The organism is Microcoleus sp. S28C3 (genome assembly GCF_036700785.1).
In the GTDB taxonomy this organism is placed as follows: domain Bacteria; phylum Cyanobacteriota; class Cyanobacteriia; order Cyanobacteriales; family Microcoleaceae; genus Microcoleus; species Microcoleus asticus.
Map to the genome: position 1 here is coordinate 1 of NZ_JAUBPO010000167.1, position 10,274 is coordinate 10,274.

The 10,274-nt window shown below is 45.9% G+C and carries 10 protein-coding genes; 6 read left to right on the top strand and 4 right to left on the bottom strand.

Going from position 1 to position 10,274, the window contains the following annotated elements:
• Window positions 1–366 precede the first annotated feature (366 nt).
• Complete coding sequence (locus tag QUA13_RS29940; RefSeq protein ID WP_333189433.1) at window positions 367–1,263, top strand: metal ABC transporter permease; 897 nt, start codon at window positions 367–369, stop codon at window positions 1,261–1,263.
• A 287-nt stretch (window positions 1,264–1,550) separates the two neighbouring features.
• Entirely contained in the window at window positions 1,551–2,009 is a 459-nt protein-coding gene (locus QUA13_RS29945) for a peroxiredoxin (RefSeq protein ID WP_333204413.1), read from the top strand.
• Between the two features lie 123 nt (window positions 2,010–2,132).
• On the opposite strand, the gene QUA13_RS29950 is transcribed toward QUA13_RS29945, so the two are convergent.
• Window positions 2,133–2,771: a Uma2 family endonuclease gene (locus QUA13_RS29950; RefSeq protein WP_333204415.1), complete on the bottom strand. Its 639-nt coding sequence runs from the start codon at window positions 2,769–2,771 to the stop codon at window positions 2,133–2,135.
• A gap of 175 nt (window positions 2,772–2,946) precedes the next feature.
• Window positions 2,947–3,600: a ribosome hibernation-promoting factor, HPF/YfiA family gene (hpf, locus tag QUA13_RS29955; RefSeq protein WP_333204417.1), complete on the bottom strand. Its 654-nt coding sequence runs from the start codon at window positions 3,598–3,600 to the stop codon at window positions 2,947–2,949.
• A gap of 151 nt (window positions 3,601–3,751) precedes the next feature.
• On the opposite strand from hpf, the gene lipB reads away from it, so the two are divergent.
• Window positions 3,752–4,432 (top strand): lipoyl(octanoyl) transferase LipB, encoded by a 681-nt coding sequence (gene lipB / locus QUA13_RS29960; RefSeq protein ID WP_333204418.1) that lies wholly within the window; start codon window positions 3,752–3,754, stop codon window positions 4,430–4,432.
• A 421-nt stretch (window positions 4,433–4,853) separates the two neighbouring features.
• Window positions 4,854–5,201: a hypothetical protein gene (locus tag QUA13_RS29965; protein ID WP_333189437.1), complete on the top strand. Its 348-nt coding sequence runs from the start codon at window positions 4,854–4,856 to the stop codon at window positions 5,199–5,201.
• A gap of 150 nt (window positions 5,202–5,351) precedes the next feature.
• On the opposite strand, the gene QUA13_RS29970 is transcribed toward QUA13_RS29965, so the two are convergent.
• Window positions 5,352–5,909, bottom strand: a complete 558-nt coding sequence (locus QUA13_RS29970; RefSeq protein ID WP_333204420.1) for a single-stranded DNA-binding protein — start codon at window positions 5,907–5,909, stop codon at window positions 5,352–5,354.
• Window positions 5,910–6,115: 206 nt separating this feature from the next.
• Complete coding sequence (locus QUA13_RS29975; RefSeq protein ID WP_333189439.1) at window positions 6,116–8,659, bottom strand: mannose-1-phosphate guanyltransferase; 2,544 nt, start codon at window positions 8,657–8,659, stop codon at window positions 6,116–6,118.
• A gap of 575 nt (window positions 8,660–9,234) precedes the next feature.
• Here QUA13_RS29975 and QUA13_RS29980 point away from each other — a divergent pair.
• Together QUA13_RS29980 and QUA13_RS29985 are read left to right on the top strand one after the other, a co-directional pair.
• A complete protein-coding gene (locus QUA13_RS29980; protein ID WP_333189440.1) occupies window positions 9,235–9,432 on the top strand; it encodes a hypothetical protein in 198 nt (65 codons plus the stop codon).
• Window positions 9,433–9,439: 7 nt separating this feature from the next.
• Entirely contained in the window at window positions 9,440–10,177 is a 738-nt protein-coding gene (locus QUA13_RS29985; RefSeq protein ID WP_333204422.1) for a class I SAM-dependent methyltransferase, read from the top strand.
• The last annotated feature ends 97 nt before the right edge of the window (window positions 10,178–10,274 follow it).

Consider the following 10,274-nt stretch of genomic DNA (forward strand, 5'->3'; position numbering starts at 1 on the left):
TAGATTGACCCCACGGATAAATGCGGGGGCTTGAGGATTTTCGATTTTCGATTTTGGATTGATTCCACGGATAAATCACGTGGCGGGTACCATCAAGAAATTCTTGGTCATTAATCTAGGAGTTACACTCTTGAACCCGGTTTTTTTGATAATCTTGAATTGGGCAACGATAAATCTCGGATCAAACTCACATCTTGCACTATTCTCGCTTAACAGGCAAGATGCCTGTTCCACAAGAAAATTCACTCTTTGTGGAACAGGCATCTTGCCTGTTCATAAAAAGCTTATTGAGAATGGTGCAACATCTCAGATCGAACCGGGTTGCTTTGGTTGTTAGTCATTAGTTAACTGTGATTTGATAATTTTATGATACAAACCTTAATTGAGCCGTTGCAGTACGGATTCATGCAGCGATCGCTCGTAATAGCCATTCTCGTCGGCATCGTCTGCGCGATCGTCGGCAGCTACCTAATGGTACAGCGGCTGGCCTTGCTCGGAGACGCCATCAGCCACTCGGTTTTGCCCGGATTGGCGATCGCATTTATCCTCGGAGCAAACATCTTTATCGGCGCTTTCATTGCCGGAGTTTTGAGTACAGTAATCATAGCTTGGATCAAAACTCGATCGACAATCAAAGAAGACGCGGCAATGGGCATCGTATTTTCGGCATTCTTCGCCCTCGGCATCACCCTAATTACGATCGTCCAAAAAGACAACAAAATCGACCTCAACCACTTTCTTTTCGGCAACATCCTGGGAGTTACTGCCGAAGATGCGATCGACACAGCCGTCATAGTCGCCGTAGTCTTATTAGTTGTAGTATTGTTTTACAAAGAATTGCTATTTTACACATTCGATCCATTAGGAGCACAAGCAACAGGTTTGCCAGTAAACCTGCTCAACTTCGGACTGATGGTACTCATCGCCCTCACAATAGTTGCCAGCCTCAAAGCTGTTGGCGTAGTGCTAGTATTGTCCCTATTAATTACACCCGCAAGTACCGCATATCTCCTAGTCACTCGCCTGCACCAAGTAATGATTTTAGGCGCAATAATCGGAGTTATTTCCAGCATTAGCGGAATGTATCTCAGCTACTTTTATAACTTACCATCCGGGCCCGCAATCGTTTTAGTTGCATCCGGATTATTTGTGCTATCATTGCTGTTCAGTCCCACTCAAGGAATCCTTACCCAGCCACGCACACACTCCGGCCAAATTCCTCCAATATGGCGGGAATTAAAAAATTTAACTAAAGGCCGATAACAATTAACTTTGTAGTAAAGCTTCAGCACCGCCCCTCCCATTCTTAATAAGAATCTTCGTTAATCCCCGTGGATGTGCGGTTCAAAAAACCCTCTCGAATTAATCCGCGTAACTGCGAATCGGCGACAGCATCCCGATTTTGTAAAAAGGGTTTTTGTTAGGAGTGCGACAAAGCCAAAATCGGAGGCTGTCGAATTGCCCGATCGCAACTGCGAACTATTGCTCAAAAAACTGTACAATAACAAAAGTTAAATTTTCACGCAAACAGATCTACTAAGTTAAAAAACATGACAGTCAAAGTAGGAGACACCGCCCCCGATTTTACCTTACCATCTCAAACTGGCACATCAGTCAGGCTCAAAGATTTTAAAGGTAAAAAAAACGTCATAGTCTACTTTTACCCCAAAGACAACTCACCCGGATGCACAACCCAAGCTTGCGCTTTTCGAGATAGTTACGAAGTCTTCAAAGACGCAGGTGCAGAAGTCATAGGAATTAGCGAAGATTCGCCACAATCGCACGAGGAATTTGCCACCAAATATCGGCTACCATTTACACTGCTGAGCGATAGTGGCAACAAAGTGCGGCAATTATACGGAGTTCCAGCTACACTGTGGATTATGCCCGGTAGAGTAACTTATGTCATTGACCAAGAAGGCGTTGTCAAGCATATTTTTGACTCGATGTTAGACTTCAAAGCACACGTTGCAGAAGCACTCAAAACTTTAGAAGCCATCAAAAGTTAGATGGATTTGCTTAAATATATTGTTTGTAATGAGGACGAAAGTCCTCATTGTCTAAACAACCAAGAAAAAACTAAATTAGTGACTGCGAAGTAACGGTTTGTAGTGAAAACGGCAGTTCTAAGACTAGAGATTTTCCCCTACCCAATTTTTAAAAGCTTGAATAGCGGCGGTTCTGCCAGAAACTTGACTCTGCTGGGTGTACTGATTCACCAGTTCGACAATCGGGATATTGGGGAAAGTGGGACTCACATCAGACTCAATATATTGTTCGGCTTGCAAGACGTTGATTTGTAGCCCTCGCCGTGCGTATCGCCAAAGTTCTGGCACTCCTAGAATTTGATAATTATCCAACTGCGTGCGAGAGGTGAGATCGATTTCTATCGCTAAGTCTGGCGGCGGATCGATACTCATATCGAGGCGATTTTTACCGATAACCGCTGCTTGATTTTGAATATAAAAACAGGTATCCGGTTCGACAGCCTGACTCATGCGTTCATTTTTCAACGTTGTCGAACCTAACGACTCAAATGCTATTTGTCGTGTTTCCAACAAAATTTTTACCATGTCGCCAATAATTTCCTTGGCTTTTTCATGTTCGGGCAGAGGAACCATGATTTCTAACCGTCCGTTACTATAGGAAAGTCGGGAAGCACGACGTTCTCCTAATTCCGCCAAAATACTTTCAAATTGTTGCCAGTTCACATCTTCAACCAGTAATTGCTGACCCGGTTGAATCTTCAATTGTCTTAACTCCAATAGCATAATTGTTCATCCATTTTCTATAGGAAATATCAGCCAAGTCCTTACTACGAATCATTATCTTAAAAAACCAAGAAAAAACTAAAGTCCTTACTACGAACCAGGAGTTTGTAGTGAGGACTTTAGTCCTTTTTTGCTAATGACTTGCAGCCATTAACTATTAGCACTCAGCAATTATCTAGCTTTTCGCAACACTCGATTTTTCAGATGTAGCGCTTTCGGCAGTTTTGCCATTTTTGCTATTACCGTTACCGTTACTGTGGCGGGGTTGGATAACTCCATAGCCACCGTGAGTCTTTCGTTCGTAGAGTACGTTAATTTCGCCTGTTTCCGCATTACGGAACATATAGAAATCGTGATCGATAATCTGCAATTGTTCCAAAGCTTCTTGCACAGTCATTGGAGGCATAGCAAAATACTTAGTCCGCACCACCTCAGCAGGAAGTTCGGGAGTTCGATCGCCAATCAGATCCGCTACTACAGGATGTTCATCAACTACCGTAACCGTTTTGGGACTACTCTGGGTCTTATTGTCGTGGCGTTTTTCCTTAAATTTCCGCAGTTGACGAGCTATCTTGTCGGCAACCAAATCGATGCTGGCATACAGGCTTTCCGTGCTTTCCTCAGCCCGAATCACGCTGCCGTTAGCATAAATAGTTACCTCAGCAGTCTGCTTAGGATTGATCCTGGGGTTACGAGCCACCGATAGATGTATGTCCACTTCAGTAGTCAAAGTTTGAAAATGGCTAACTGCCTTTTCAACCTTTTGATTGACGTACTCGCGAATCGCATCGGTGATTTCTATATTCTTACCCTGGATAACAAGCTTCATAGAGCTCCCTCCCTTCTGTAACGTGGGTATATTTTATACAGTAGCACTATGTATTCTCGAAAACACTTATCTTCCAAATCTTTTATTATATGTTGACAATTCTTGATTTAAACTGCGCCAATATTCCGTCAAAACACTATTGATTTTTTGCATGATTTCCCCTCTCACCCCTCAACAGCTAAATGCACAACCCTGCTTGCTCCTCGATTGGGGACTTGTTCCCTACTCCCAAGCTTGGGAAATCCAGCAAAAACTCGTGCAAGAACGCCGCGACAAACCAGATTTGCCAGATGTCCTGATTTTGCTGGAACATCCGCCGGTTTACACTTTGGGACTGGGAGCCAAGCTGGAATTTCTGAAATTTGACCCAAGTCAAACTGGGCCGGAACTGCACCGAGTTGAGCGGGGCGGCGAGGTGACTTACCACTGTCCGGGTCAATTGGTGGGATATCCGATTTTAAATTTGCGCCGTCACCAACAAGATTTGCACTGGTATTTGCGGCAGTTGGAGGAAGTGCTGCTGAGGGTGCTGGAAGTTTGCGGGTTGAAGGGTTCGCGGGTTCCCGGTATGACTGGAGTTTGGGTGGATGGGTGCAAAGTAGGCGCGATCGGCATTAAAGTCAGCCGCTGGATTACGATGCACGGTTTTGCCTTAAATGTTTGTCCGGATCTCGCTGGTTTTGGGCAAATTGTACCTTGCGGGATTCCCGATCGACCTGTTGGGAGTTTAGAGCAGTTTATTCCCGGAATTGAGGTCGATCGAGTTAGGGCGATCGTGGTGGCTGAATTTGCAGAAGTTTTTGGAGTGGAAATAGTGCGATCGAATGTGTAGGGTGCGTCCCCCGATCGCAGGTGAAGTAATGCGGATTTTAACCCGTTACTGGAAATAATAATTTTTTAGGGCGATCGCCCTTTCTTGAGTGAAATGCGATCGCTCTTAAATTATCAAAAACATCAGGCTTAATTCTCCACCCAATCACTTAAAAACTCCCGACTAAGGATGCTAAATATCGAATCGAATTAACGCGGCGGTGTTTGCGAGACTTGGGGGCATTATAGAGATAATTTTAACGGTCTGTACTTACTGACTCAAGAATTGAGAGAATTGGTGGTATAATGCGCGGTTGCGGGCTTCTCTAACCTTAGAGAGAAGCAAGACCGATGCAGAAATACGCCCTAAGAGTTTTGCGATCGCCCCTAGCGTCAGGTATGATTCTTGTTGATTATTGCGCTCCGCTCAAGAGAAAAAATTTATGTCAGATATGTCCGGTCAAGACCCCTCGGAAATTAAAATGGCGACGGTTGATGAAGAAGAAAAAGGCGCAACGTTTAGCGGTACGGTCATCCTTGCTATCGATGTCGAGGGTGCTGGGGAAGTCCTTTTTTTCAGAGACTTTTTGATTGAAGATTATAAAGGCGAACTTACCGCTTATCTGGCAACAGATGGCAATATAACGAAAAGCATTGATTTAGGCGAACTTAAGCATAAGAGCAGCAGCTTTAAGCTGCCAATTCCGCTGGGGACGGATACATCACCCTACAATACAGTCGTGCTGCGCGACGAAAAAAGCAAGAAAAAAGTTGTGACGATCGAGCTGTAAAATTTGCAATTTAGCTCGCAGTTCAGCCAAATTCGTTAGCGCAGCCCTCGAAGAGGATCGCCCTTTTTTTCCTGAAGTGCGATCGCTCTTAAATTAAGGTGCGTCACTTTCGATCGAACAGTCCAGTTGTAAAGTGATGCACCCTAATTTTTAAAATGGAATCGGATCGTAATCGGGATTGTCAGCTTCGTTAGACGAACCCGACTGGCTATCGGACTCAGAATTTGAAGGCTGATGCGAGTTCCAATCCGAACTAGACGTGCGGTTAGCGCCACCTGGAGCGCTGTTAGGACTGCGACCTCGCGAACTCATAGGAACCACGTTGCTCGGCACATTAGCAGGCGCGCTGTCGCGAATTTGAGCCGCTTCGGGGGCGCTTCTAGTTGGGGGAGCAGCAGTCATTGCATCGGCGCCGACACTGTAAATCCTTTGAGCTGTCAGTTCAGCGCGCTTTTCTTTAATACCGTCTCTTTCGATCGTATTCATGCTCAGCCGTCCCTCAATAATCACGCGATCGCCCTCGTGATATTTCTCGTGAATTTCTTGAGCAAAATTTCCCCATCCTATCACTTTCAAATGTTCTGGCGGATCTTCCGGTTTTGGGCCTGGAAACTGCACCAACATCTCAGCGATTTGAAGTTGATTGTCAGGAGTATAACGGAGTTGCGGTTGTTGAATTATTTCCGCCATCAAAATGCAGCTATTCATCTGTTATCTGTGCGTAATTGGGAATTGGATAAAGAAGGAAGAGAGAAGAAGGAAGAAATAGCTATTCGTGTACCGATGACTTGCGTGTCTTGCTTGTGGTAATTGCAAATTGGTAATTGCAAATTGCAAATTGGTAATTACTGATTTTTTGGCGCTATTCGCTATTAGTTGTCACCGATTACCGATTACCGATTTGCAATTACCAATTATCCGTTACCAAATTTATCTTGGCGAACCGCCGCCTCAGCTTGACTGACAAAATCGTGAACGAGGGCGCGGTACTCCTTCAAAGTTTCAGATACCCAATCTCGATCCTCGCTGTTGGCGAAGATATGAACGGTCGGTTCACTAGCATCGGGCAAAACTAATACCCAATTGTCGTCGCTGTAGTTAAAAATCTTCACTCCATCTACTAATTCTAAACGATCGGGCGAATGAGTTTCTACTAAATGCCGCATCAGCGAACCCTTGACCGTCCAAGGACAGCGGACGCTGTAACTGCGGTGGGTGACGCGGGGAAGTTCGGCCTTGATCTGTCCGAGCGATCGCTCCTGAATCGTCATCATTTCTATCACTTTAGCAATGCAGAACATTCCGTCAAATCCGGGATGCAATTGCGGGAAAATAAAACCCATAAGACCGCTGCCGCCCAAAACCACATTCGGGTTCCTGTTAGCGGCTTCCATCAAAGCAGTTGGGTTCGCCTTAGTGCGGATTACCTTGCTTTGATAGCGGCGGGCGATCGCCTCCACCGCAGAAGAGGCATTCACCGGCACTACTACTGTACCTTTGGGATCAGAAGTCAGCATCAAATTTACCATCAACGCCGTCAGCATTTCCCCGCGAATCGCTATCCCAGACTCATCTACCAAAATGAGCTGTTCGCCGTTAGCCGACACCTGCACTCCAAAATTAGCGCTGAGTGCTTTCACCACCCGGCCGAGTTGGTCGAGCAAATATTCCCGTTCGCCGTTGCTCAGAGAAGTCTGTTTGAGACTCGCATTGAGCACCACCGCATCGCAGCCGAACTTAGCAAGCATTTGCGGCAGAATTGCTCCGGAAACTGCGTAAACGTAATCGATTACCACCTTAGTATTGCTGTAGCGTATTGCCTCAACATTCATCTGCCGCTCAAAAATGCGGTTGTAAACGTCGAGAGCTTGGTTAAAGTACGACATCTCTCCAATTTCGGGAATTAGAGCCCGCCGCAAATCTTCCTTAAAATAAGCGCCCTCGATTTTTTTCTCAGCAGCTTTAGTAATATTGATGCCTTTGATATCGAAGAATTCAATTAAAATGTGGTCGGATCGATCGGGCGAAATGCGAACGTGAATGCCGCCAGCAACCGATAGCGTAGACGAAACCGTGCGCGCGATCGGAATTGCCGTCGATTCCAAATTGACCACATTAATTCCTACCGACATCAAACCTGCAATCAAAGACCTCGAAACCATCCGCGAAATGCTCCGCTGGTCGCGAGATACCGATACCGAAGTCCCGGGTTTCAAAGTCGAGCCGTAAGCCGCGCCCAATTTCACCGCGAATTCCGGGGTAATATCCACATTTGCCAGCCCTTGAACGCCGCGCTGGCCGAACAAATTCCGCTTAGCTTGTTCTCCCCAAATTAAATTTTGATTTAACAGAGCGCCGGATTCAATATTTTTGCTCGGCCAGATGCGCACGCTTGGCCCCACTTGCGCTTCTTCTCCCACGATCGACATAGAACCGACGATCGCACCTTCCAATACATGAGCGCGCCTGTCTACGCGGGTACTCCGGCAAATCACGCAGGCCCTAAGGTGAGCGTCTTCGCCGACAATTGCTCCGTTCCAGACGATGGGACGTTTGAGGTTGGCATCGGCCCCGACTGTCACGTTATCTCCGATCACCGTACCGGCATCGATTTTAACTCGGGCTCCAATCCGACAATTGCTGCCGATCATCGCCGGTGCTTCGACGATCGCGCTATCGTCAATAAAAGTATTCTGACCGACCCAAACTCCCGATCGAACTTGGTTGTAGTAAGTCAAATCCAGTTTGACCTTTCCCCGCAGCGCGTCGTACTGAGCTTCCCGGTAAACATCAAGCTGGCCGACATCGCACCAGTAACCCTCGGCGATGTAACCGTACATCGGCTCGTTTTTTTCCAGCAGCAAGGGAAACAAGTCTTTCGAGAAGTCGCATTCTTTATTTGCAGGCAGGTAGTCCAATACTTCCGGTTCTAAAATGTAGGTGCCGGTATTGACAGTATCGGAGAAAATTTCACTGCTAGAAGGCTTTTCCAGAAAGCGGTTGATGCGGTAATTTTCCTCGGTAATCACGACCCCGAATTCCATCGGATTGGGAACGCGAGTTAAAATTAACGTGGCTTTGGATTGCTTGCTGCGGTGAAATTCGATCGCTTCGGTTAAGTCGAAGTCTGTGATGCTGTCACCGCTGATGACCAGAAAAGTTCGATCGAGCAATTCAGCAATATTTTTGACGCAACCAGCCGTACCCAGCGGTTGGTCTTCCTCCACAGCGTAAGTCATTTGAACGCCAAACTCTGCCCCGTCAGTAAAATATTCGCGCATGACATCGGGAAGGTAGTGCAGCGTAGCAATAATTTCCGTAATCTGATGCCTTTTTAGCAAATTGATAATGTGTTCTGCGATCGGGCGATTGAGAATCGGCACCATCGGTTTGGGCAAATCGCACGTCAGGGGTCTGAGCCTCGTTCCCGACCCCCCAGCCATCAGCACTGCACGCATAAAATCCTCCTTGCTTAGAAAGCTCTCTACCGTCATTGTCCGCTAGAAAAAGTTTGCCTGCTGTAATTCGTGGGCCGCCGGCTATCAGTTCTTAGTTAAATATCTTCGAGTAGTTACACGTCTGGGAAATCCCGTTCGACCAGGCCGTCCCCCAACAGCAACCGATTTCAACCGCATTAGAACTTGCGGCGCCGCACCAATCCCTCGGTCGAGTTCGGATTTGTAGGGGATGTTGGGTAATACCAGTTTAAAAAAAGAATGCAACTGTAGGTCAGCTCCAAACCCTTATCTAATCAGTCATTCCCAATTATTTAATTCTTCAATTCTTCAATCTAAAATGGTATAAGTCCTCAGAATCATCGACTTTGGGCAGAAGTCCCTTCTTGCTTGCTCGGTGAAAGCTATTTTGGGGGTGTTATTTTTAAGTTTGTGATCGGCGGGGATTTTGAAGTCTCTTTCTGAAGGTGGAATTGCTACAGGTATCGGTGCGGCTTGGCGTCTGATAAATGATAGATTAAGAGTAGCGCTTTGACTAGCTGACCCAAAATCCTATCCATTGCTTAGGGGTTTTTTAAATGAGTACGTTAATTAGCTTGGCATTGCTAGTCGCTTACGGCGGCGGTATTTGGAAATTTTGGAATGGTTTCGATCGCACTAACTTCGACAGAAGTTTTACAAATCGCCTGAAGCTGTCTCTGCTGTGGCCCGCGTTAATTTTTAATAAGCCTTACCGCCAAAACTTTACAAAAGCTCTCAAAGCCACTAAAAGGTAATTCAAGAATGTCTAAAAAGTCGGATCGCCCAGTGGCGGGTCAGGAGCAGACTTGGTTTGCTAAAGGAAAATCAGATAGCTGGCAAGTTTTACTGTCGCAAGTGGCCTCTCGGTTCGATCGCGAATACCGAGGAGAAGCTTTCGCTTTACCCGAAGAAGTCGAATCAATGCCGATTTTCTTGGAATCAGTCGCAGGAACTCTCCAAGCAAAAACAGTTTCTCCCTTCTGGAAAATTGCCAAACCTCAAAAAAATCAGCGCTGTTTAGACATTGGCTGCGGAGTCAGCTTTCTCATCTACCCTTGGCGGGATTGGGAAGCATATTTTTACGGTCAAGAAATCAGCAGCGCAGCGCGAGACGCTTTAAACGCTCGCGGCCCTCAACTCAATTCTAAGCTGTTCAAAGGCGTAGAATGGGCTCCCGCTCACCAGTTAAATTACGAAGAGGCTCAGTTCGATTTATGCCTCGCTACAGGCTTTAGCTGTTACTATCCCATAGACTATTGGAGTATTGTTATGGGAGAAGTAAAGCGGGTACTAAAACCGGGCGGCCATTTTGTTTTTGATGTCCTCAATCCCAATTCTCCTCTAGCAGAAGATTGGGCTATTTTGGAGACTTATCGAGCCGGAGAAGTATTTTTAGAGACAATAGAAGATTGGGAAAAAATGATGAAAGCTGCTGGCGCTAAGGTAGTAAAAAAGCAAAGTGGCGACTTATTTCAAATGTATAAAGTTCAATACATTTGAGAGGTTAAGGTAATAGGTAATTACTGGAGTTTAGACTAAGCACAAATTTACTCAGAAGGAGCTGAGTAGAAATTATGGTGAATTTAGAGAGAGATTC